Origin of the sequence: Clostridium thermarum (assembly GCF_006351925.1) — a bacterium.
Lineage (GTDB): Bacteria > Bacillota > Clostridia > Clostridiales > Clostridiaceae > Clostridium_AU > Clostridium_AU thermarum.
In genome coordinates this window covers 2,108,266-2,131,477 of record NZ_CP040924.1, presented here as the reverse complement: position 1 = coordinate 2,131,477, position 23,212 = coordinate 2,108,266, and the positions used below count along the sequence as shown (strand labels likewise).

The 23,212-nt window shown below is 38.8% G+C and carries 15 protein-coding genes and 1 pseudogene; 11 read left to right on the top strand and 5 right to left on the bottom strand.

The annotated features are described in order from the left end of the window. Positions 1 to 96 precede the first annotated feature (96 nt). The 4 genes and pseudogenes from FHY60_RS09705 to FHY60_RS18705 all read left to right on the top strand — a co-directional run. Entirely contained in the window at positions 97 to 1,710 is a 1,614-nt protein-coding gene (locus tag FHY60_RS09705; protein WP_139904776.1) for an extracellular solute-binding protein, read from the top strand. 29 nt (positions 1,711 to 1,739) lie between these two features. Next, the gene (locus tag FHY60_RS09700) at positions 1,740 to 3,596 is read left to right on the top strand and encodes a sensor histidine kinase (protein WP_163215831.1); all 1,857 of its coding nucleotides are present in this window, start codon (positions 1,740 to 1,742) and stop codon (positions 3,594 to 3,596) included. Positions 3,597 to 3,607: 11 nt separating this feature from the next. After that, positions 3,608 to 5,167 carry a response regulator transcription factor gene (locus tag FHY60_RS09695; protein WP_139904774.1) on the top strand — a complete coding sequence of 520 codons (1,560 nt, stop codon included), beginning with the start codon at positions 3,608 to 3,610 and terminating at the stop codon, positions 5,165 to 5,167. A 133-nt stretch (positions 5,168 to 5,300) separates the two neighbouring features. Continuing rightward, a pseudogene (locus FHY60_RS18705) lies at positions 5,301 to 5,423 on the top strand (IS701 family transposase); the annotation flags it as partial. Here FHY60_RS18705 and FHY60_RS09685 read toward each other — a convergent pair. Together FHY60_RS09685 and FHY60_RS09680 are read right to left on the bottom strand one after the other, a co-directional pair. Continuing rightward, positions 5,415 to 5,528, bottom strand: coding sequence for a DUF2207 domain-containing protein (locus FHY60_RS09685; protein WP_163215830.1), 114 nt, complete (start codon positions 5,526 to 5,528; stop codon positions 5,415 to 5,417). The pseudogene FHY60_RS18705 and the gene FHY60_RS09685 sit on opposite strands and share 9 nt — an antisense overlap. Before the next feature lie 66 nt (positions 5,529 to 5,594). Then, positions 5,595 to 8,276 carry a translation factor GTPase family protein gene (locus tag FHY60_RS09680; protein WP_139904773.1) on the bottom strand — a complete coding sequence of 894 codons (2,682 nt, stop codon included), beginning with the start codon at positions 8,274 to 8,276 and terminating at the stop codon, positions 5,595 to 5,597. A 783-nt stretch (positions 8,277 to 9,059) separates the two neighbouring features. Between FHY60_RS09680 and FHY60_RS09675 the strand changes: the two genes are divergently transcribed. The 6 genes from FHY60_RS09675 (at position 9,060) to FHY60_RS09650 (ending at position 18,734) form a co-directional block, all read left to right on the top strand. Next, the gene (locus FHY60_RS09675) at positions 9,060 to 10,544 is read left to right on the top strand and encodes a TIGR02677 family protein (protein WP_139904772.1); all 1,485 of its coding nucleotides are present in this window, start codon (positions 9,060 to 9,062) and stop codon (positions 10,542 to 10,544) included. Position 10,545: 1 nt separating this feature from the next. Further along, positions 10,546 to 11,685 carry a TIGR02678 family protein gene (locus FHY60_RS09670; protein ID WP_139904771.1) on the top strand — a complete coding sequence of 380 codons (1,140 nt, stop codon included), beginning with the start codon at positions 10,546 to 10,548 and terminating at the stop codon, positions 11,683 to 11,685. Next, positions 11,675 to 15,736 carry a TIGR02680 family protein gene (locus FHY60_RS09665; RefSeq protein ID WP_139904770.1) on the top strand — a complete coding sequence of 1,354 codons (4,062 nt, stop codon included), beginning with the start codon at positions 11,675 to 11,677 and terminating at the stop codon, positions 15,734 to 15,736. Before FHY60_RS09670 ends, FHY60_RS09665 begins: the two co-directional genes overlap by 11 nt. Positions 15,737 to 15,746: 10 nt before the next feature. Next, on the top strand, positions 15,747 to 17,039 hold the full coding sequence (locus FHY60_RS09660) for a TIGR02679 domain-containing protein (protein ID WP_139904769.1): 1,293 nt from the start codon (positions 15,747 to 15,749) through the stop codon (positions 17,037 to 17,039). 118 nt (positions 17,040 to 17,157) lie between these two features. Continuing rightward, positions 17,158 to 17,730, top strand: coding sequence for a Uma2 family endonuclease (locus FHY60_RS09655; RefSeq protein ID WP_139904768.1), 573 nt, complete (start codon positions 17,158 to 17,160; stop codon positions 17,728 to 17,730). Between the two features lie 128 nt (positions 17,731 to 17,858). Beyond that, positions 17,859 to 18,734 carry a VIT1/CCC1 transporter family protein gene (locus tag FHY60_RS09650; protein ID WP_180375386.1) on the top strand — a complete coding sequence of 292 codons (876 nt, stop codon included), beginning with the start codon at positions 17,859 to 17,861 and terminating at the stop codon, positions 18,732 to 18,734. Between the two features lie 40 nt (positions 18,735 to 18,774). Here the strand turns inward: FHY60_RS09650 and FHY60_RS09645 are convergent, their stop codons facing one another. Together FHY60_RS09645 and FHY60_RS09640 are read right to left on the bottom strand one after the other, a co-directional pair. Beyond that, the gene (locus FHY60_RS09645) at positions 18,775 to 20,760 is read right to left on the bottom strand and encodes a fructose-1,6-bisphosphatase (protein ID WP_139904767.1); all 1,986 of its coding nucleotides are present in this window, start codon (positions 20,758 to 20,760) and stop codon (positions 18,775 to 18,777) included. A gap of 337 nt (positions 20,761 to 21,097) precedes the next feature. Continuing rightward, entirely contained in the window at positions 21,098 to 21,664 is a 567-nt protein-coding gene (locus FHY60_RS09640) for a serine/threonine protein kinase (RefSeq protein ID WP_139904766.1), read from the bottom strand. 342 nt (positions 21,665 to 22,006) lie between these two features. Between FHY60_RS09640 and FHY60_RS09635 the strand changes: the two genes are divergently transcribed. Then, complete coding sequence (locus FHY60_RS09635) at positions 22,007 to 22,363, top strand: hypothetical protein (protein WP_139904765.1); 357 nt, start codon at positions 22,007 to 22,009, stop codon at positions 22,361 to 22,363. A 58-nt stretch (positions 22,364 to 22,421) separates the two neighbouring features. Here FHY60_RS09635 and FHY60_RS09630 read toward each other — a convergent pair whose 3' ends face one another. After that, complete coding sequence (locus FHY60_RS09630) at positions 22,422 to 23,168, bottom strand: protease complex subunit PrcB family protein (protein WP_139904764.1); 747 nt, start codon at positions 23,166 to 23,168, stop codon at positions 22,422 to 22,424. Positions 23,169 to 23,212 lie beyond the last annotated feature (44 nt).

Here is a 23,212-nt window from a genome sequence, read left to right as displayed (position 1 = left end):
ACAAGGACCAACAGATATTAGACAATTAAGGAGGTTTTTTCCGGCACCGCCGGGAAAAATCTTTGATTTGTATTTAATTTATTAAGGGGGATTACCATGAGCAAATTCAAGTCCATAACAGGCCTCATATTAATCGCAATCCTAAGCACCGCCTCTGTTGCAGCTTGCAGCCCAACCATAAGTGATAAAAACACAGATTCAAAAGAAACAACTGAGGTTAAGAGTCTCACTAAGGTAAACTGGTACATACAGGCCTCCTGGTATAATAAGAAGTGGAATTCAGAGGTAACTCTTTTAGATAAAGTTGTGACTGAGAAAACCGGAGTGGAAGTAAATCTGATAATCCCCCCCAGTGATAGCGACGAAAAGTTAATTGCCATGGCAGCCTCCGGTGACCTGCCGGATATTATAACTATAAGTAACTGGAGCGGGGTAAGGGAGCAGATGATTGACGCAGGATATTTCTACCCCTTAAATGAGCTGGCTGAGAAATATTCCCCTGAACTCCTAAACATAGTACCGGATATTATGAAGATCTGGAATAACAGGGAAAACGGAAACTGGTACGGTATCACAAACCATTTTACCGCACCGGAATGGCTGGATGAAGGAGAACGGATAGAAAACGCCAATGGAATTATTGCCAGAAAAGATATCATGGATAAGCTGGGAATAAAGCCGGAGGACTTTGAGACCCAGGACGGGACAGTTGAGGCTTTGAAAAAGGTAAAGGAGGCCAATTTGACCTTTAACGGCAAGAAGGTCTATCCTTTTTACCTACAGTGGAATGACTGGAATATGTCAAGGATGTGGGGAATCCCTTGGGAAACTGAAAATGGAGACTGGATTGATTTCAAAAGGCATCCAAAGTACTTGGAGATGTACCAGTTTTTAAACAGGTTGTGGCGGGAAGGCCTGCTTCAGGAGGACAACTTTACCATCTGGCCGGGAGAAAAAGTTCAAGAAGGGGTAGCCTTTGCTTATCTTGGTGACTTAGCCTCTTTAGAAGCTCCCCTTGGCAAGGTATATAATTTAGATAATGATGCGGTTTATGTGGCCGTTGGACCAATCCATGCCCTGGATGGGGCTGAACCTGTTTATGATCAGGCCGGCACAGGATGGATGACAACCTATATAACCCGTAACAGCAAGAATGCAGAACAGGCCATTAAGCTCCTTACCTTTTTAGCCAGCGAGGAAGGGCAGAGACTGTCCTGGTTTGGGGTTGAAGGGGAAACCTATGAGCAAATAGGGGATAAGTTCCGCTACACAAAAGAATATTTAACTATGAAAAAAGAAGACCCGGAGATGGCAAAAACGATCTACGGCATCACGGAATTTTGGCCCTTAGTGCAGCCTGTTTACTATAAAAAGCATGTGGATAAGGACAGTCTGCCAGAGGCTGATAAAAATTATATGAAGCTGGTGGACTACTTCTCCCAATATGCGGTAAATACACCGGAAACTATGGGGGTAGAGCCTAAACAAGGGAGCCCTGAAGCCGGTATAAAGCAAAAGATAGAGGAGTATTGGACAAAGCAGATCAGAAGTATGGTACTGGCAGATTCTGCAGAGTCTGTAGAAAAAATATATAAAGAAACTATAAGCTACATTGATAACATAGGCTACCAAAGGGTTTATGAGGCCTCCAATGCAGTATTTCAGGCTCATAAGTTGAAATTTGGCAAGGAATTTAGCTTTCCCAGGTAATGAGTTTAGACTGTAAAGCAGGTGAAGTTATGAAGCGTATAAAAGCTCTTGGCCTAAAAGTCTATTATTGGTTTGCAGATTTAAGCTTGCTATACAAGCTTATGATTGCAAATACTGTGGCAATTCTTATTCCAACAATTGTCATAGGTTCTTATACCTTTTCGCAGTCCATGGAAAGCATAAAGCGAGAGACTGCCCTAACAGTGGGAAAGAATCTTCAACAGCTCAACGGAGACTTAGACAGAAAGATGTCCATTATTGTAGGTATAGCAAATAACATAGCCTACAATAAGAAAATTCAAAACCTGTTTTATTACGGCATGGATTTTACCCCGGAGGCCTTGAATTACTTTATAGACTCTGTGGCAGCCCCCATTGAGTATGCCTTAAACTTCAATGAAGCAGACATTGATCAAATAGGAGTATTTTTTGTCAATGAAACCATACCGGAGTACAAAAATTTCATAAAAGAAGAGAGAATAAAGGAAGAAGAATGGTTCATAGAATTTAAAAACAATTCCAATGAGCAAATGTGGATTTATCCTGCACCCAGCTTAAGGGTAAAGTCTACCGTCAATACCTTAAGTAGCGGTGATAATAGTGGCATTGCCGATAAAAGTAGAATGACTTATCATCAAAATAGCAGTGTTCTGAAAATGGTGAAAAAAATCCGAGGAATTGACGGGACCTACCTGGGGATGGTGACCATAGATATACTTCCCAGTGACTTTTTTTCGCTGATGAATGTGGCGGGTGAAGACAGTGAAATGTACGTCGTAAATGATGTAAATGATATTATATACCCATCTGTAGAGAACCAGGATGAAGTACAGGAATATTTGAAGCTCAATGCGGAAAGCTTTATGGGAAGCGGTGGCTATTCCTATTACAAAAACACCCTGTACAGCTATGATTTAATACCTGAGCTGAACATAAAAATTATAAACCGGACTGCCATAGGAAACCTGATTAATAGCTCTGCCCTTACCAGCGGCTATACTATCTTGGCTGTTGTCATAGGGGTATTTCTTTTAGAGGTCTTCACCTATTTTGCCCTGAAAAAAATATTCTCAAGGCTAAACCAGATAGTTAGGGTCATGAGCTTGGTGGCCGGTGGAAACTTCAATATACGAATCCCCGCGGCCCACAGTGATGAGGTTGGCCAGATGGCCCATAGCTTTAACATACTCATAGAAAAAATCAATACTTTAATAAATGATTCAATTAAAAGGGAAACCGCTCATAAGGACGCCCAGCTTGCTGCCCTTCAATATCAAATAAACCCCCACTTCATTTATAATACCATAGACATTTTCAGAATGAAGCTGGAAATGGAAGGGGACTTTGAGATGGCTGATTCTATAGCAAGCTTTGGGAAGCTCTTAAGATACAACATGAATCGAGACTCTCAATACGCAACCATCCAAGAAGAGGTAGATTATGTTGAGAAGTATATACAGCTGCAAAAGGTAAGGCATGGGGATAGGATTAAATTTGAAGTGGACCTTCCGGTAGAACTTAAAAATGTAAAGCTCATAAGGTTTATCCTCCAGCCCATTGTAGAAAATTCCATCAGCCACGGATTTGGCAGGGGAAAGCGGGAACTTTCAATAAAATTAAATTTCTTCAGGAGTTCCGCCTCTATACACATACAGGTCATAGATAACGGAGTAGGTATTTCAAAGGAGAAACTGGAGCAGCTTAACCAATACTTTAGGAGTTCTAAGCCCCTGGGGAAGAAACTTGATACGGACAAGAGTATTGGCTTGGAAAACATAAATGGAAGAATAAAACTGTTTTACGGGGAACAGTATTTCATAAAGCTTGAAAGTGTTGAAGGGGAATATACCAAACTTATGATCAATATTCCATTTATTCAGGATTGAAGGTGAAAAATTTGTGCAAGGTATTAATTGTAGATGATGAAGAACTTATCTGCAGAGGCTTGAAATCCATGATAGAGAGAAGCGGCATACAGGGTATCGGAGAAATACATTTTACCTCCAATCCCTTAAGGGCTGAGGAAATTGTTATGAGCTCTGATATCAACATCATCCTCACGGACATCACCATGCCGGAAATCACCGGTTTAGAATTAATTAAAAGTATTTCAGCCTTAAAGCGAAATATAAAATTTATAGTCCTAAGCGGATATGATGATTTTGCCTATGTCAAGGAAGCCTTTAAGCTGGGGGCCTTTGATTACCTGCTGAAGCCAGGTGAAATTGAAGAAATAAAGGCTGTATTTGAAAAGGTAATCAATAATATCAATGAAGAGAATAGAGCTAAGCAGCAAAATGAAAATGAAAGATATAAATTTGTAGAAGCGGTACTTGAAAATAGATTGAATAAAATCTTTAATAGTGACAATTTACAGGGAAAAGATATAGAGGGTTTGTTCGGTGAATTAAGAATAGACCCCATCTATGAAAATTTCAGCATAGGTCTTTTAGCCTTTTATAACAACAAGGAAAATAGAAATATAGAACTTGTGAAGGAAGCCTTAAAGGGCATAGACATAGAGGGATTAGACAGAAAGCACTTCAGGGTTATGTTTTTCTATGATTTAAACAATAATGTGGTGCTTCTTTTTAACTACGGAGCCAATGTTAAACCACCACTGCTTTATAAGTATCTTTCAATTCTCTTGAAGGCCTTGGAAGAAAATATGCAACTTTCATGTTTTATAGCAATAAGTGATCCGGCTACTGAAATCATCGGTTTAACTCTCTGCTATAAGCAGGCCTTAGAAGCCCTGGCCTATAAGCTTATCTATGATTTTAGTACAGTTATTAAGTACTCGGACATAAAAGATAAAAAAGATATGGATGAAAATCTCATAGCTGAAACTAACATAATAAGAGAAATCATAAGCAGTCATAATTCAACAGCCTTCAGCAATCTGGTAGATACGTTGTTTAGCAGAGAAAATGTACAAAAGAGTAAAATAAAGAGCGTAGAAAGATTATACAAGAAAACGGTAAGAAGCATTGGCGATGCCCTAAAAGATAACAGTGACGGATACCTATACGAAGATATAAGAGAATTCTCAAGTTTTCACCAACTCAATGATCTAAGAATATACCTAAAAGGCTTGGCCTTTGAGGCAATATCCATGCTTATGGGAAAAGGTACAGATAAGTCTGTGTCAGAAGTGGTCAAGAAGTATGTGCTGGAGAATTATCACAAGGACATAAACATGGCAGTGGTTTCCAATATGGTCTCCTTAAGCTATAACCACTTCAGTAAAATCTTCAAAGATGAAGTTGGCATGAACTTTTCCGATTATTTCTTAAAGGTAAGGATGGAAAAGGCCCTGGAAATGCTCAGTGACCCGGTGAACAGAGTGCAGGAGGTTGCAGAAAAGATTGGCTACAACAACCCCAAGCACTTCACGCGGGCCTTCAAAAAATATTTCGGCTTTGCCCCCAGTGAATATAAGGGCGGGGGAAGATGATTGGGTGCCACGCACCTCACAAGTCACATTTTAATATGAATGTGACTTGTGAGGTGCGTGGCACCCTACATGGTAGTTGCAGTGCGGGACACTCGCTATTTGTTGACACTGACGGCAGCATTTATCCCTGTCATCTGAAAAGACTGTGCCCTCGTCAAAGGCGAAATGTCCTACAGAAAAGTGTGGATTTCATAACTCACGCTTAAAAGGTAAGACTGTGTATGGTCAACAGATGGTTACTGTAATACTAAGGTGTGGTACCAGTTTTGGATAGGGTCCTATAAACTCCTCTATAATCGCCGTCGAAGTAGTAGGTAAGTTCCTCCTCTGCATGCACATCACCGTTTTCCTTAATGGTCACAGTTTCCTTAAGAGGTGACAGGGGACAATTGAACTTACAATATGTAAAAAAGGAAGATAAGAAGAGCTAATTCTTATCTTCCTTTAATATATTTCTAAACTTCTGCAATTCAGCTTCAGTAAAATTATCTGACAGACTATTTCGTTCCTTTATCTGACTGTTTCTGTAGTCCTCCATCAGTTTTTTTGCTGCCCGCTCTATTTCTTCCCGCAGCTCCCGGGCAGACATAAGAGAAGCGCCCTTGCTGCGGATGATTATCTGCTCCAGGCTGTCTGAGGTGGCCACGGTTATATCAAAGCTTACCCGATTATTATGGACAAACTTTTCAATGTACTGGTCTGCAGTTTCCGCCTCCTTGGTGTAAACCACATGGATATTGTTATAATCAAAGATCTCCGTGGGGTGGCCCTGGATACGGTAGGCGTCGAAGACTACAATAATATTATTTCTTACGATGCTTTGATAATTGCACAAAAGGTCCAGCACTTTGGTTCTGGCGGCATCGATATTGATCTCCACCAGCTCCTTCAGGTCTTCCCAGGCAAAGATTATATTATAGCCGTCTACAAGGAGATAGGGTTCCTTTGCCTTATAGATACCTGCTGAGTTGCTTGAGGACTTATAATAATCCTCTACCGCACTTCTTTTCTTTTTCCAAACAGATTTTTTACCCTGATTGGCATAAAAGGTACTGTTGATTATCTTATCTATTTCTTCTAAGCCTATGGACTCTTCCGTAATTATGGAAGGCCGCTTTACTTCCCTTTGGGCTGAAGTATTTTTTTTAGCCTGCAGGCAGCTTTCTATATGCATATACTTATGGACTTCATCCCAGCTTACCAGGAAGCCTGAACCATGGGCACAGAATACTGACCCCGTAGGATTTAAAAGGTCTCTCTCGGAATCATAGCCAATACTTGCAATAACTTCCTCCGCATTGTGGCAGGGTTCGTAGCCCCTTAGGCTGCAGAACAGCTTACCCAGGCCCTTGGTATAGGCTGTCACTTCCTTTTGATAGTTCTTCATGGTAACAACAGGAGCACTTCCAGCTAGAATTGCCATGCCATTAACGGTTTCTTTTAGCTCACAGGTGCCGTTAAGCTTTTCTATATCCGTCATGGCCCTACCCACCATCTTTTCAGGCAGCTCCAGCTGAAAGTCATAATAGGGCTCCAGTAAAATTGACTGGGCCTGCTTGAGGCCCTGACGGACAGCCCGGTAGGTGGCCTCCCTGAAGTCACCGCCCACGGTATGCTTTTTGTGGGCCCGTCCTGCCGCTAAGGTTATCTTCATATCGGTGATCATGGAGCCGGTCAAGACTCCCTTGTGGGCCTTTTCCTGCAAGTGGGTGAGAATAAGTCTCTGCCAGCTTTTGTCTAGATCATCCTCACTGCAAATGCTGGCAAACTGCAGGCCGCTGCCCCTGGGCCCGGGTTCCAATATGAGATGGACCTCTGCATAATGCCTTAGGGGCTCAAAGTGGCCCACGCCTTCCACTGTGTTAGCTATGGTCTCCTTGTAGAGGATAGTGCCTGAGTCAAAAGAAACCTCTGCATTAAACCGGTCTTTTATAATGCTTTGCAGGATTTCAATCTGCACTTCACCCATGATCTGTACTTGAGTTTCCTGTAAATTCTCATCCCAAACAATGTGGAGCTCCGGCTCTTCCTCTTCAATCTGTCTAAGCTTTGGCAGCATCACCTTGGGGTCGCAGCCCTCAGGCAGTATAATTCTATAGGATAAGACTGGTTCCAGCAGTGGGGTAAAGGCCTCCTTCTCGATTCCCAAACCTTCGCCGGGATAGGTTCGCGTAAGTCCAGTAACGGCACAGATGGCCCCGGCTTCTACTTCGTTCACCGGTTCAAACTTTTGGCCGGAATATATGCGGATCTGATTTACTTTTTCTTCCCAGAAGTCTTCCTTATTAAGACCTTCACCCTCTTGGGGCTTGTTGGTCAATACTGTTTTAACCTTTAGTCTGCCACCGGTTATCTTCATAAAGGTCAGTCGGTTGCCCTGGTCGTCCCTGTTGATCTTAAAGACTTTGGCCCCAAAGGCTTCAGGATATATAGGGGACTGGGCATACTTTATGATTCCCTGCATAAATTCTTCCACCCCTTGCAGTCTGAGAGCAGAACCAAAGAAGCAGGGGAAGACCTTACGATGGTTTATGAGATGTGTTATCTCAGAAGTTTCAATACTGCCCTTATCCAAAAAAACTTCCAATATGGCTTCATCCCTCAGGGCTACTTCCTCGTAGAAAGCTTCCGTATCCGTCTCGGTAAAATCTATACAGCCCTCATTAAGCTGCTTTTTTAACTCCTCTATCAAAGTATCTTTATCTGTTCCTTCCTGATCCATCTTATTAACAAAAATAAAAGTTGGTATTTTATATACAGATAGAAGGCGCCACAAGGTTCTGGTATGGCCTTGAACTCCATTGGCACCGCTTACCACCAAAATAGCATAATCCAGTACTTGGAGAGTTCTCTCCATCTCTGCTGAAAAATCCACATGACCTGGGGTATCCAACAGGATAATTTGAGTGTCTCCTGCTTCAAATAAAGCTTGCTTTGAAAAAATAGTAATACCTCTGGCCTTTTCCAATTCATAGGTATCCAAATAGGCATCCTTGTTATCCACTCTTCCCAACTTTCGAATCTTTCCGCTTAGATACAGCATGCTTTCTGATAATGTAGTTTTTCCGGCATCTACATGTGCCAAGATTCCGACGACTAATTTTCTCATAATCTATTCAAGCCCTTCACTTTTGTTTTCATATATTGATTTTATCATAAAATCATAGATTAAATAACTTACGAAATAAAAGAAGTTGTTGTCCACTGTAAAAAAAAAAAACAATGACTTCTTAATACAATTGACTAAGATGACCACATATCTACTTCTGCTTTTTACCAACCGGTGCTAAATATACCACAAATTCATCTTCTCTATCAAGCCCTGTGATTCTTTTTTGAGAAGAATATGAATAAACTATAGTAGGAGCTCTATCATATCGGAGGTACTATATGTTTCACCACATAAAGAAATTATTTAAAGACATCATTACCAAGGGAATCTATGACCTAATAAAGTATTTACTGGTAACCTTAATTGTTAGCATTACCAGTCTCTTATATAATTTCTTTGTACGACAGGGAAAATATTTAGTGCCTTATACTAAGTTGGAACCTGCCAAAGCAAAAAAATAACTCTTAAGTTATAGTGTAACCTTCATGTGGTTATACTGTAGAATATACTAAGGTGAAATATGTATGTAACGAAGGGTGAGTTAAATGGATGACTGACTATATCCTGTGGTATAAAAGAAAATAATAAAATCTAGAAAAGTTGCACACAGGTCTTGTGTGTAATTTTTTTGCTTTTAGGAAGTTTTCATATCCATTAATTTCGTTTTGTCCTACCTACAGTATATCATCAAAAAAAACTGTTTATTTTACGAATTCATGTTTGATATAATTAGAACATGGTTAAAATAGATAATTAAAGAAAGTACAAAGGGCGTTAAAGATGAGATTAGATAGAAATATAACGAAAACCATTGAAGAAAGTAAATATTTATCAACTGAAAATACCTGGAGATACAGAACAATTATAAGGACCATCTATAGACATTATGAAAAAATGAAGTATTGGCTGTATAAAGAAGATATTTATGCAGCTCTTAAAAGTTATGAGGATTTTACTGACTATACCATAGATAATTTAAAGAGTGATCTGGATACTTTAGTAAATTGGAAGAATTTAAACGCTATGGCGGATACAGCTAAGGTTAACACCATAGAAGAGTTCAAAAACAGAGAGTTTAGGTATCAGCTCTCTACAGTTACTATAGAAATAGAAAGAATGCTCATAACTCTGGAAAATATGCAAATTGAAAATAATGCCACCTTGGAAGGTTCGCTAGTGGAACGCTTCAGGTCTCTACTTGAGAAGTCAGGGAGCATGTCTGATGAAGAAGATAAAAAGGTTTTTGAATGGTGGAGGGATTTAAATTCAAGCTTTAAAGAGCTCAACAGGAACTATCAAGATTATATATCCAAATTTTATTCCCCAAGGAATGATGAGCTCATGAAAACAACAGAATTTTTAGTGTTCAAAGAAGGCTTTATAAAATACTTAAGGGAGTTTATAAGAGTTCTTCAAATAAACACCTTTGCTATCAGAGAAATCTTTGAGGAAGTTACCAAGGATAAAATTGAAGAGCTTGTGGCTAGGGCCTTCAACTATGAGAAAAAAATACAAAGCCTTGACCTTATTATGGATGAGAGAGAGTACAAGGAGCTCAATCTTGGCAGGTTTCACTCCATGGAGGAGTGGTTTATGAGCTTTAATGGGCGGGAAGCCCTTGTAGACCAGCTCATAAACAACACAAATGAAGTAATCAGGAGAATAACCCGGTACGCTGCCCAAATTGCAGATAAAAAGAATAACAATGCAAACAGGAAGGAAGAATATAGAACCTTGGCTAAGCTCTTTAATGCGTGCAAGGATATTAAGGAAGCTCACATGCTGTCTTCTATGGTATTCGGAAGCTTTGCGGTACTAAAGGTAACTGCTGAAGAGCACAGAGACACTGAGAGCATAAACAGTTCAATCTACGAAGAAACTCCAAAAAACATAATCATAAAGCCGCGAGTAAGAACCTATAGAGAAAAAGTTGTAAAAAATCCTATAGTAAACAAGGGGGAGAAGAAAGCTGAAAAGCTTAAACTGCTTCTGGAGAAAAGGTACAATGAGGAAGAAATAATTAGAAAGTACATGGTAGAGGATTCAATTGACCTTGGAACCTTACCAAATCTACCTGCCAAGGACAGATTACTCATATTAAAACTCCTTACCAAAGGCAGAAGTAAGAAAAGACTCTGGAACAAAGGAGAGTTTGGTATGGAATACAAGGTAGAGCTCCTGGATGGAGAACCCATAAAGCTCTACTGTGAGGATGGAGTTCTCACCATGCCTCATTACAGGATAGATTTTAGAAAGGAAGTTTAACATGGAGTACTTAAAAGAACTGCTGTGCAATTACATTATTTTTAAAGATAGGGATAAGGAGCTGTATTATCAGATTAAAGATAACTATAAGGCCTTTAAGAGTTTCATAGTGGATAAGTTAGGCTATGAGCTTATAATCAGAGGGGACTTTATTAAGCTGGAAAAACTTCCTGGAAAAAGTGAGTCTTTTATGGGAATAGAGGACTTTGAAGATCCACAGCAGTATGTATTTCTTCTTTTACTGTTGATTTTTTTGGAGGATAAGGGAAAGGATGAGCAGTTTCTGCTTTCACATATCACGGAATTTATAGCTTCAAACTCTATTGGAGAAAAGGTTGAGTGGACTGATTACTTTACCAGAAAAAACCTTATAAAGGTGTTGAAGTTTGTAACAAAGTATAATCTCATCAGGATAAATGATGGCAATGAGGACAGCTTTGCATCGGAACCAAGTAAGGAAGTACTTTTTGAAAGCACAGGAATTTCAAAGTATATGGTAAGGAATTTCAACACTGAAATCAGTGAGGAAACTACCGTAAAGGATATAGTTGAAAGGGAAGAATATGACTCAGACAGCGATAAAGGGGTGCTTAGAAGGTACAGGGTATACCGCAGGCTTTTACTTTCACCCATTGTCTATAAGGAAGCAGGCTATGAAGAGGATTTTGAGTATATAAAAAACTACAGAAATATAATTGAGGAGGACTTTAAAAAGTACCTAGGCTGGAACCTTCACGTTCACAGAAACGGTGCTATGTTAGTTCCACCGGAGAAAGATAAGGGTTTTTTGGCTTTTCCGGATTCTAAAGGCATATCCGATGTGATCCTCCATGTAAACTTAGAATTAAATAAAAGGATAAGAGGAAAAAGAATGGTCCTAAATGCAGAGGACATAGCTGTATTGAAGAAAGAAGAATTCGAAGATTTAATCACCTATGTTAAGAACGAGAAGGGAAACGGCTGGAGCAAGGAATATAGGGAGATGTCTTTAGGGAAGCTTTGTTATGAGGTCATAGATTTTATGGAGAAACTTTCTATGGTAAAGGAAGAAGGAGAGCTTGTTAAAATTCAGCCTCTCTGCGGCAAAATTCAGGGGGATTACCCCAAGGATTATAAAGGAGAATATACAGATGAACAATAGATGGACTGTGAATAAACTTGGACTAGTGAATTTTTGGTATTATGATGTAGAGGAATTTGAGTTGGCAGAAGGAAAATTACTTTTGAGAGGCAGTAACGGCAGTGGAAAGTCCGTAACTATGCAAAGTTTTATTCCTCTGTTATTGGACGGCAATAAAGCTCCGGAAAGATTGGATCCCTTTGGAACCAAGTCCAGAACTCTTGCCAACTATCTTTTGGATGAGGATACCGATGAAAGGACTGCCTATTTATATATAGAGTTCAAGAGGCTTTCTACGGATAACTATCTTACTATTGGCATGGGGGTAAAAGCTATTAAAAATAAACCGCTGCAAAGCTGGTATTTTATTCTGAGTGATGGACGAAGGATAAATAAAGATCTTTTTCTTTACAGAGAGGCAGGGGATATGATACCCCTTAGTAAAAAACAGCTGGAAAATGAGCTGGGAGAGGGAAACTTTTATACAGAATCCCAGAGCAAGTACATGGAAAAGGTGAATGAGTATCTCTTTGGTTTTGATGATATAGAGTCCTATGAAGAACTGCTAAATATCTTGATAAGCATAAGAAGTCCAAAACTATCAAAGGACTTTAAGCCTACGGAAATCTATAAGATCCTTACAGACTCCTTAAAGGTGCTGTCTGAAGAGGACTTAAGGCCCATATCCGACTCAATGGAAAACATGGATAACTATCAAGCTACCTTAGAGGAAAATAAGAAGGCATACAAAGCTGCTCAAAATATCAAATATCACTATGATAAATACAACGGTTTTATCTTGACAGAAAAGGCCAGAAAACTTATGGAGCAGATGAGAAAAGTAGATACTGTAAAAAAGGATAAGGATGAAAGGAAAAAGAAAATTAAAAAGCTTGAAGAGGAGTTTAAGAACAAGTTAGAAGAACAGGAAAGAATGGTAGCTGAACTTCAAACTGCAGAGGAAAAGTATGAAGGGCTTATTAACAGGGAGGAACTTAAACTTAAAAGGGACCTTCTGGACCTTGAAAAAAGAATCAGTGACAATAAAAAGGTCTTTAAAAGCAAGGAAGGATCTCTAGAGGAGAAAAAGAAAAAGGACAGGGAAATAGAGTTTAAGCTAAAGAGTGAAAAAGATGCTCAAGACCTGCATAAGCATAAGGCAAAGGGCTTGCTGGAGGAGCTGGATTTTTTGGCAGAAGAAGCTCATTTTCAGGAAGGCTTCGAAATAAGCAAAGAAGCTTTTGAAAAAGTGGAGGATTTAGATAGGATTTATGATTACGATTTTAGCTTCTTAAATATATCCTTAAAAAGCTACAGCAATAAGCTAAAAGAGGGAGTAAAAGCTTTGAAACTGTACGAGGACCAGCGCCAGAAGGTAATGGCTTTAACAGAAGAAAGAGACGAAAAAGCTAAAGCCCTTGAAGAGGCAAGAAGGGATATGAGGCGCGTTGAAGAACTCTTTGTAAATGAAAAGGAAAATTATAAGGTTGAACTATTAAAATGGTCCCAGGCAAACAGGGTATTTGCCCTAAGGGAAGAGGAGCAAAAGAGGAGTTTTTCTGCAGTTGACAAAATAAATGATTTTAAGGATATTAATAACATAAGTAGTATGGTCCGGGAGTTTTATGGGGAGAGGGAAAACCTCCTCAAGGGAGAAATCCATAGGAGAGATATAAACATTATTGAGCTTAATGAAAAGATCAGCACCATAGAAAGGGAGATTGAAGAACTTAGACAAAAGAAGGATATACCTTTTCAAAGGACAGCAGGGGTAATTAAGAACAGGGAGAGATTGACTGAAGAGGGAATCCCCTTTGTTCCTTTTTACAAGGCCGTAGACTTTCATAAAAGCTGTGATGAGGCTTTAAAAAACAGGCTTGAAGCGGCCCTGGTAGATATGGGCCTCATCGATGCCCTAATAATAGATGAAAAATATAAGTATAGGGCCCTGGATTTTAAACAGGGAATGGAAGACAGGTATATTTTTGCAGAACCAAACTTTATGAGGCATAATTTAAGTTCTTATCTGAAAGTGGATAAGGAAGCCATAGGGGATGTAGCCTTCCAAACGGTAGATAATGTCCTTCAGGGTATCTTTTTAGAAGAAAACACCTTGACCTATGTAGATGAAAAGGGCTGTTATGGAATTGGTGTTTTAAGAGGTAAGGGACCTATTGATTATGTGCAAAAGTACATTGGAGAAGCTTCTAGAAAGAGACATATAGAAGACCTAATCGGAGAAAAATTTAAAGTAATCAGTGATCTGAATAGGAACATTGAGGTCTTAGAAAAGGAAAAGGACATTCTAAGTGAAGACTTAAACTTGTTGAAGCTTGAATACAGCAAGGCCCCATCACTGGGAAATATGGAGGAAGCACTGAAACTGATTAAAGATCATGTTATTAAGCTCAAGGATTTGGATGAAAGTCTAATTATCCTGAATAATAAGCTCTATGACTATGAGGAAGATTTGAGAAGAATTAAAGTGGAATGCTTTGAAAAAACTGCGTCCATAACCTTAAATCACAGCGTCAGTGACTTAGAAGTGGCACTGGAAATTTTATCAGAATACAGGGAAAAGCTTAATGAGGTCATATTAATGCAGAAGGATTTAAAGCATGGATTAAACATTATCAGAGTCCATGAGAGCAGTCTTGAGGAACTTCGCACGGACATAGATAATCTTTACTGCGAAATTAATATATTGTCCAGAGACATAAAGGCGGATGAAATAAAAGAAAATGCTATAAAAAAGGTTCTGGAAACCTCAAATCTCGAAGAACTTGAAAGAGAAATTGACCTCTGTCTTAGAATCAGAGAATCCCATCCTCAATTGATCAACACTCTGAGTAATGAAAGGGGTAAGCTGGAAAACAGACTTGAAGTCTTCAGAAATGAAATAAGTGAACTTGAGACTGTGGCTGAACATGAAGAAGGAGTATTAAAAGAATTGGAGCATATCTTCGAAGAAGAGTATGCCTTGGAATTGCTGCTGCCAAAGGAAGAAGGAAGTCCAATGGATATTTCTAAGAAAATTGTTGAGGAGTTGGCCTTTCCCCAGGATAAAAATAGGGAGTATTACTCCAATAATCTAATTGAAAGTATCAATAAAAATTCAGGAGACCTGCGGGAATACAACTTAAAGCTGACTGAGCTTTTTAATGATGATAGGGAAGACTATGACTTCAAATGGTTTAAAGCCAGAAAAGAACTGAGGTGTAGGGTAGCCGGAAAGGATGTGGGCTTTTTAGGTCTGCTGGAGGAGATTAAGAAAAGCATAGAGGAACAGAGTTTGCTCATAAATGAGGAGGAAAGAAGAATCTTTGAGGATGTGCTTATGAACACCATAAGTCAAAAGGTGAAGGCAAAAATATATCAGTCCAAGGCATGGGTAAGTAAAATCAACGCCCTTATGGAAAGTATGGATACATCAAGTTCTTTGAAACTCAGCTTAACCTGGACACCTAAAAAGGCGGAAAGTGAAGGACAGCTGGATATATCAGTACTTATGGATATACTGGAAAGGGGAGACCGGTGCACTGAGGAAGAGCTGAAAAGTCTGGCAAAACATTTCGGAGCAAAGGTTAAAGAAGCCCTCAGAAAATATGAGGGCAGCGGAGAAGTCAGGAACTATCATTCCGTTATTAAAGAGGTCTTAGACTATAGGCTGTGGTATGAGTTCAAGCTTCATTATACAAAGAAGGGTGAAAGAAAAAAAGAACTTACTAACAATGCATTCTTTCAGTTTTCCGGTGGAGAAAAGGCCATGTCTATGTATATTCCACTTTTTTCTGCAATCTATGCCCGTTATGAAAAGGCGAAGAAGGAGTGCCCAAGAATTATAACCATGGATGAAGCCTTTGCCGGAGTAGATGAAAATAATATAAGAGACATGTTTAGACTTCTAAAGGTGCTGGATTTAGACTATATTCTAAATTCACAAATACTTTGGGGGGACTATGATACTGTGGAAAGCTTAAATATAGCAGAACTTATTAGAGAAGAAAATGATGATGTGGTTACGGTACTGAGGTACCACTGGAACGGCAAGGAAAAGGTATTGGTTTCTTAAGAGGTGTGTGATGGATAGTAAAATAGGGGAGGCTGTGCAGTACCTAAAAGCTAAACCTGAATATGAAAAGGTGCTGAAGGAACTGCACAGCAAGTATAAAAAAACAGGGAAATTGACGGGCAGTATTTTTCTGGAAACTTTGACGGAAGAAGAGGTGCTGCTCTTGGCACCTCTAAATCCGGAAATATACGGAAAAAGGGCTGGGAAAATAAATGTAAAAAAGTTTATAGAGTTCTTTTCTAAAGGAAGGTTTCAGGGGATAGACTTCCTGGAAGTTTTAAGTGAATATGTTGAAGGAGAGCTTAAAACCAATAGGGAAATCAGAGAGGAAAAGGAACTGAAAAAGGAAAGGTTCTTTCAAAAAATCATTGAAGACTCCGGCAGTGACATTACAAAAATGTGGTTGAAGTCTTTGCAAGAGTTTAAAAAATATGGTTATAATATTGTGCTAAAACTCTATAAAGAAGATAAAGAGGAACTGATGACCATAATCAAAAATCTTTCCAAGGCCTTAGATTCACTAAGTTATGATGCAAAAAAGGCAGTTCCTCTGGCTACCTTTTCCTCAAATATAACTAAGGATTCTCATTATTTTGACATAGTTACGGTTCCCGGGAAGCTGCTCATTAATGCCATAGCTTTCCTTAAGGGAGTAAACTATATAAACAATGCCGAGGGAATCAATGACCTTTTATATAGTGTTGGAATTTTAAGAGATGAGGTCTCAAATTCTACCATCACTGCAGGACTATTTGCTTATGACAGTGAAGGAGAAGTTGAAGGCACTAAATGGTTCAGAAGAGAGCGGCAGCCACTTATTCTAAACATTTATAATCTGAATAGGATTGAGAGATTGAAGGCTAAGGGTGATGTGGTTTTTATATTTGAAAATCCTACGGTTTTTTATGAAGTACTAAAAAACTGTGAAATACAGAACCCATCACTTATATGCATAAGTGGCCAGCCTAATATCTCATCTTTGATGATCATTGACAAATTAGCTGAAAGCGGAACCACCATCTATTACAGCGGTGATTTTGACCCGGAAGGGCTGCAAATATGTGATAATTTGAAAAGAAGATATGGTGAAAAATTAGTTCAGTGGGGAATGAACATAGAAAATTACCATAAAATTAAAGGCACTGCCTCTTTTGAAGACAGGATAAATAAACTAGATAACATAGCTGACCTAGATCTACAGAAGTTGGCAGAAGAATTGAAAAGAGAAAAGGTTGCTGGTTATCAAGAGTTGCTGGTGGATTTTTATTGTCAGGATATAATTCGTATTCTGGGTGAACTATAAGGAAACTAGAAATTTGGAGTATGAAGATATTAAACAAATAAAGCCCTAAAGAGTTATGTTTATATGATATAATATTGATAATATGGTATAAAGTTAGAAGTTTAAAGGAGGGGTGATAATGGCTATTCCAATAAAAAACAAGAGATATACCTACAAGGATTATATAAATTGGTCAGATGAAGAAAAATATGAGATTATCGAAGGAACACCTTATTATATGGCGCCAGCTCCTATGAGAATTCATCAGGAAGTATCAGGGGAATTATTCTTCCAAATAAGATCTTACTTACAGGGGAAAGAATGCAGGGTTTATGCAGCCCCCTTTGACGTTAGGCTATGTAAGGATGAGACACAAGATGATAAGGATATAATGAATGTTGTGCAGCCAGATATTACAGTAATATGTGATAGTGAAAAACTGGACGAAAAGGGAGCTAAAGGAGTTCCGGATTTTATTATCGAAATTGTATCACAGTCTTCAACTTTTATTGACTATGTTAAAAAGTTAAATTTATATGGAGATTTTGGTGTGAAAGAGTATTGGATTGTAAATCCAATGAAGAAAAATGTACTGGTGTATAAAATTATGGAAGATGGCAAGTATGGAATGCCGGAAATATATAACGAAGAGGATAGTATCAAAGTTAGCATTTTTAAAGACCTAACCATTTATTTAAAAAGTATTTGGTAATTATTTTTCATCGGATTGATAAAAGAAGAAAGAAAGCATGAAAAAGAGCTCGAAGCTTATTTAAGCTGATAGAGCTCTTGCTCTTGGACAATACCATAAAGTTTTTCATTCAACTGGAGGTGTATATTATGATTATATCAAACGAAACAGAAAAGATTATTCTTCAGCTTCAGCAAAACGAGGTTACAGAACAAGCTATTTATCTTAACTTGTCAAAGAGAGTGAAAAGTCAAACTGAAAGGGATACACTGAAGCGTATTGGAGATGAGGAGGGCGTCCATAGTGAAATTTGGCGCAGATATACAAATAAAAATCTGAAAGCAAATAAGTTTAAAGTTTTTATATATACATTATTGAGCATAATTTTTGGATATACCTTTGCCATTAAAATTATGGAAAGGTCTGAGAAAGACGCACAAGATATTTATTCAAAACTAATCACTGAGGTCCCTGAGGCAAAAACGATATATCAGGAGGAAGAAGCTCATGAAATGGTCCTAATCAGCCTCTTAAATGAGGAACGGTTGCAATATGTAGGTTCAATGGTATTAGGGCTGAACGATGCCTTGGTAGAGCTCACTGGTACCCTAGCGGGCTTAAGTTTTGCTCTACAGAATAATAAGTTAGTAGCCCTTTCCGGCTTGATCACCGGCATATCCGCCACCTTATCCATGGCCTCTTCAGAGTATTTATCAGCCCGGTCAGAAGGAGATTCCAATGCCTTAAAGTCTTCCTTGTATACTGGTATAATGTATATTTTTGCAGTTATCTTACTAGTATTGCCTTATCTGCTTTTACCAAGGGATAATTATATACAAGCATTGATAATAATGCTGGTGATTGTAGTACTTATTATCTTTGTCTTTACCTATTATATTTCTGTGGCTAAAGACCTGCCATTCAAGAAGAGATTTGTAGAAATGGCCGTAATAAGCTTGTCTGTAGCAGCCCTTTCCTTCCTGGTGGGCATAGTGGTAAAGCACTTCCTGGGAATTGATGTTTAGGGGACAGAGGGACGTTGTTTGCGTCCCTCTGTCTTGCTTTTTATTCCTGTTCCTTGATAAGTCCATTTCTGTAGGCGGTGAGCAGCATGGTTAAATCTTTAATTTGATTTCTGAGCTCAGCCCCTATGTCTGTGTCTCCAACGGTTTTCCTCACAAAAACCTGCTCCAGTATCACATTGGTGGATAGGATGTCCTTTTCTTCTTCAATGGCCTTTATGGTTGATTCAAAGGGTTCATGCGAGGCCAGTATAAGTCCATAAGAATTATATATCAGAGTATAACCGGCTATACCGGTCTCCGGCTGATAAGCTCTGGAAAATCCCCCATCTATATCAAGCAGCTTACCATTTGCCTTTATGGGGCTTTCACCCTTACGGACTTTTACAGGAACATGGCCATTGATAATATGAGAATTATCAGGATTCAGACCAAATTCCCGCAAGATCCTATTACAAATCTCTTCATCATCCTTCAAATAAAAATATTGATTTTTTTCTTCTATGTGAGTTTCCTCATCATCTATAAAATATCTTTCAAAGGTGGCCATCTTTTTCTTGCCAAAGAGGGGGGAGTCAGGACCACACCACAGGTACCAGGCAAAATCCATACCATCTTGTTTTTCCTCTGAAACACAGTTGTTGAAATAACCGCTTCGGACCAATATTTCCGCTTCATCAAAAAATATCTTTCCGCTGTAAGCCCTTCCACCTATCTTTATCTTTTTAAAGTTGCCGCCTTCATCCATAGGTATGCAGCCGTGGAAGAGGAGATTGGAGTTATAAACCGTATACATACTGCCCTTGGAGAAGAGAAAGCGGGCATGTTCCTGGAGCTTGATGCTGCTAATGAAAGAGGACTTTAGTTTATCTATAAGTTTCTTTTCTTCTACAGTCAATTCATAGGGATTAGCAGGGTCTATTGTTGGGAAATGTCTGTCATTGAGGGCATATTCCCTTTGATTTAAGCAAATTGTTCCCCTTTCATAGTCAATCTTATCTAAAAGCAGTCTGCTATCCATATCATACTCTGGATGCCTTTTTATTATTTGTCCTTCAAGCTTAAATTGAATTATTGTGATGGCCTTATGCATCATGGCAATGAGTCTGGACTCCTTTTCGGGTAACTCCTTGGCGGCAATAGACTTAGGCATAAAATTTGTACAGGGATCATCGTCATAATACTCCATGGCGAAGGTTGCCAGGGGAAGCAGGTTAATTCCGTAGCTTTCTTCTATGATGTGGAGATTGGCGTATCTTGCGGAGAACCTGATTGCATTGCAGATACAAGCCTCGCTGCCAGCTGCTGCCCCCATCCAAACTATGTCGTGGTTACCCCACTGTATGTCCAGGGAATGATAGTCCATCAAGGTATCTAAAATTATGTCAGCTCCAGGACCTCTGTCGTATATGTCACCAATAACATGAAGCCTGTCAATAGCTAATCTCTGTATAAGTTTTGAGATTGATATAATAAAGGCGTTGCTCCTGTCCAGCTTTATTATGGTTTCAATGATGTTGTTATAGTAGTGCTGCTTGTTGGCAACGTCACTGTCTTCATGGATGAGCTCCTCTATAATATAGCCAAAGTCCTTAGGTAAAGCCTTTCGCACCTTTGACCGGGTGTATTTAGAGGACACCACCTTACATATCTGAATTAATCTGTAAAGGGTTATTTTATACCAGTCTTCTATGTCCTTTTCTTCTTTCAATATATATTCCAGCTTCTGTTCAGGGTAATAAATGATTGTGGCTAAGCTCTTTTTTTCAGACTCTCTCAAGGAGTTTCCGAATACGTCATCGATTTTTCGCTTTATTACACCGGAGGCATTCCTTAAAACATGGCTAAAGGACTCATGTTCACCATGAACATCGGATATAAAATGCTCCGTGCCCTTTGGCAGATTTAGAATTGCCTGCAGATTTATTATTTCTGTGCTGGCTGCAGCTATGTTTGGATATTGCTTAGAGAGCAGTTTTAAATAATGTAGATCTGCTTCATCAAAGGTAATTTTACCGTTGGAATTCATAGATCAGATCCTCCTTTAGACAGGGCTTTTTCTTAATTATATGAAAAGATAGAGTAACTTACAACTTAACCAATTATGTCATCAATTGACTTTGACTATTTTAAAGAAGTGTTTTCTGGTAACACCTACTCTGCACTGTGAGGTGCCACTGAGAGGTGCCACCCTCCTCACATATCACATCTTGTGCAGGCTCCGTGAAGATAAGATACAAAACGTGAGATGTGAGATGTGAGATGTGAGTTGTGAGGTGCCTGGCACCCAAGGGGGCACCCAAAGGGGCACCCATGGGGGAGGCACCCCACTTGCCATTTGACGGCACCGCACCGCTCACCCTCGCCTAGCACTTCGCCTTTGCCATCATTTTCATCCAGTACTTATAGTAGTGCGGGTAGTCATTTTGGATATATCTAAAGAATTCCATTAACTCACCGCTCTTTTGCAGGCCCCGTAACATGGACGTGGGATAGGGCACTTTCTTTTTAAAACTGTCTCTTGGATCTATGACTTTAATGCTTTCATCCGGCTGTAGGAATATGTGTCCAAGACGCATGTCAAGTCTGGTAAATTGCAGTCTTTTAAACTCATCTATAAGTTTACAAAGTTCTAGAGAAATATGTTTATTGATATTATTTTGCCTTAAGTAATAGGATAGGGTACTGCCGTAAACAAAGCTCATAATTATGGAACGGTTATCAAATGCGTATACAGTTGGGAAAAATCTGCTGTTTTGAGCCTTGATGAGTATTTCGATCTGTTTTTTACAGGAATCCTCTTTATAAAAAACCTTTAGTACTCTATCATTGGCCAGAAGATAGACCTTGCCTTCATGGCCCATTCCAATTAGTTTAAGTTTATCGATGTCATAACCTAAAAACTCTGCTCTGTACCGCCTGTATTTTTTCATAGCATCTCCTCTCTTATCGAAATTGCTAGTTAACTATTTTATTTTGCAGGCTATAAGGCTTTAAGTTGACATGGAATGAAGAAGGATACATTAAAATAGTCCGTATAATATTCTATGGTTTAAGATAGAAGTTGTCACAATAATAAAAAAAAATTAACCGGAGGAATTAGCCTGTTAAGCTCTTACAATTATTTTATATACAAAAAGTTGTCTTATATTGTATTTACATAATATAATTATTATAAAGTATTTTATATGCATAATTATTGAATAATACTTATTAGAGGTATTGAAGACAAAACATAGTCATCAGTAATAAGAATTTTTTGTGGAGGTAGCATTATGAATCAAAAATTGATAGATGATATGAGTAAGGCACTGAATGAAAATAATTTGGGCAAGGCAAGAAGTATTTTGGTAAATAGCTTATTGGCCTATGAAGATCAGGAAACCATCGAAATGCTGAACAAGATGGCCATGGAAAACGGAGTCTTTGAGGAGGATAGGGGTGGACATAAGAGTCATAGAAATGAAGAAACCGGCGCTGACAATAAAGAAAAATTTCAAATCAAAACTGTGTTTCAGTCTGTAAAGAAGTTGGATACAAAAAAGAAGGCTGCAGCTGCGGCTACATTTGGTCTTGCTGCCTTAGCCTTTGGTGCCAAGCTGTTACTAAACAAAAAATCAGACAAAAAATAATAATCAGGCCTGGGATCATTTCTGAAACCAGGCCTAATTTATCGGCTTTAAGCCAATATTAATATTCTTTTTCTTCAAGATATTCAACTACAAACTGACCATTAGAGTTTTCGTAGTATTCTATATTAATCATAGAATCCGGCTCAAGTTTATAGTTTTGTATAGCATCTCTAAGCACAGCACCAAGCTGCATAGCTACTATTTTACCATCCAATTTCACCTCAATGGAGTTAACGTCGATTTGGCCTAAGAACTGAGCTTTAGCCTTTATAACAGCCATTTTTTCCGGGGCTGACTCTGAAATTTCAAAGTTAGAACCATCCTTGTGGAATAAGGCTATGTCAGGAGCAATACCTTTAGCCTTTATTACTGTATAGGGATAAGTTATTACTGTAGCAACAAAATCTCCTTCTGCTGGAGCAGTTTCTTCCACAAATATATTAGTAGCTCCTTCATTATCCTCTATGGATACTGCTTTTATGCCATATCCTCCGGTAGGCTTTTCTCCTGAGAAGATAGCTATATAGTAATATCCATCCACTTCTTCATATAGAAAGCCTCTGTGAAACTTTGAGCTTTCAATCTTGTCCTTAAGGGTATCAGGGATATCAGCTTCTGCTACCTCCTCAAAGGATATTTTGTTTACAGTTATACCTTGACTTCCGGAATCAGGTTTTGTACCCACAGTTACCACAGGGGCTGTATCTACCTTTGGCTCGCCTGTGTCAAGACCTCCTTTTTTTGCACATCCAGCTACTAGAGCACATATTGCAACAACCGCTGTTAATTTTAAAAGAGATTTCATTTTTATAACACCATCCTTTCATTAGTATATACGGTTGCAAAAAT

Excerpts from the sequence above, each read along its gene's own strand:
- FHY60_RS09630 (WP_139904764.1), bottom strand. The coding sequence starts at position 23,168 with ATGAAATCTCTTTTAAAATTAACAGCGGTTGTTGCAATATGTGCTCTA.
- FHY60_RS09670 (WP_139904771.1), top strand. The coding sequence starts at position 10,546 with ATGGAGTACTTAAAAGAACTGCTGTGCAATTACATTATTTTTAAAGAT.
- FHY60_RS09655 (WP_139904768.1), top strand. The coding sequence starts at position 17,158 with ATGGCTATTCCAATAAAAAACAAGAGATATACCTACAAGGATTATATA.
- FHY60_RS09650 (WP_180375386.1), top strand. The coding sequence starts at position 17,859 with ATGATTATATCAAACGAAACAGAAAAGATTATTCTTCAGCTTCAGCAA.
- FHY60_RS09675 (WP_139904772.1), top strand. The coding sequence starts at position 9,060 with ATGAGATTAGATAGAAATATAACGAAAACCATTGAAGAAAGTAAATAT.
- FHY60_RS09680 (WP_139904773.1), bottom strand. The coding sequence starts at position 8,276 with ATGAGAAAATTAGTCGTCGGAATCTTGGCACATGTAGATGCCGGAAAA.
- FHY60_RS09635 (WP_139904765.1), top strand. The coding sequence starts at position 22,007 with ATGAATCAAAAATTGATAGATGATATGAGTAAGGCACTGAATGAAAAT.
- FHY60_RS09640 (WP_139904766.1), bottom strand. The coding sequence starts at position 21,664 with ATGAAAAAATACAGGCGGTACAGAGCAGAGTTTTTAGGTTATGACATC.
- FHY60_RS09645 (WP_139904767.1), bottom strand. The coding sequence starts at position 20,760 with ATGAATTCCAACGGTAAAATTACCTTTGATGAAGCAGATCTACATTAT.
- FHY60_RS09665 (WP_139904770.1), top strand. The coding sequence starts at position 11,675 with ATGAACAATAGATGGACTGTGAATAAACTTGGACTAGTGAATTTTTGG.
- FHY60_RS09660 (WP_139904769.1), top strand. The coding sequence starts at position 15,747 with ATGGATAGTAAAATAGGGGAGGCTGTGCAGTACCTAAAAGCTAAACCT.
- FHY60_RS09700 (WP_163215831.1), top strand. The coding sequence starts at position 1,740 with ATGAAGCGTATAAAAGCTCTTGGCCTAAAAGTCTATTATTGGTTTGCA.
- FHY60_RS09705 (WP_139904776.1), top strand. The coding sequence starts at position 97 with ATGAGCAAATTCAAGTCCATAACAGGCCTCATATTAATCGCAATCCTA.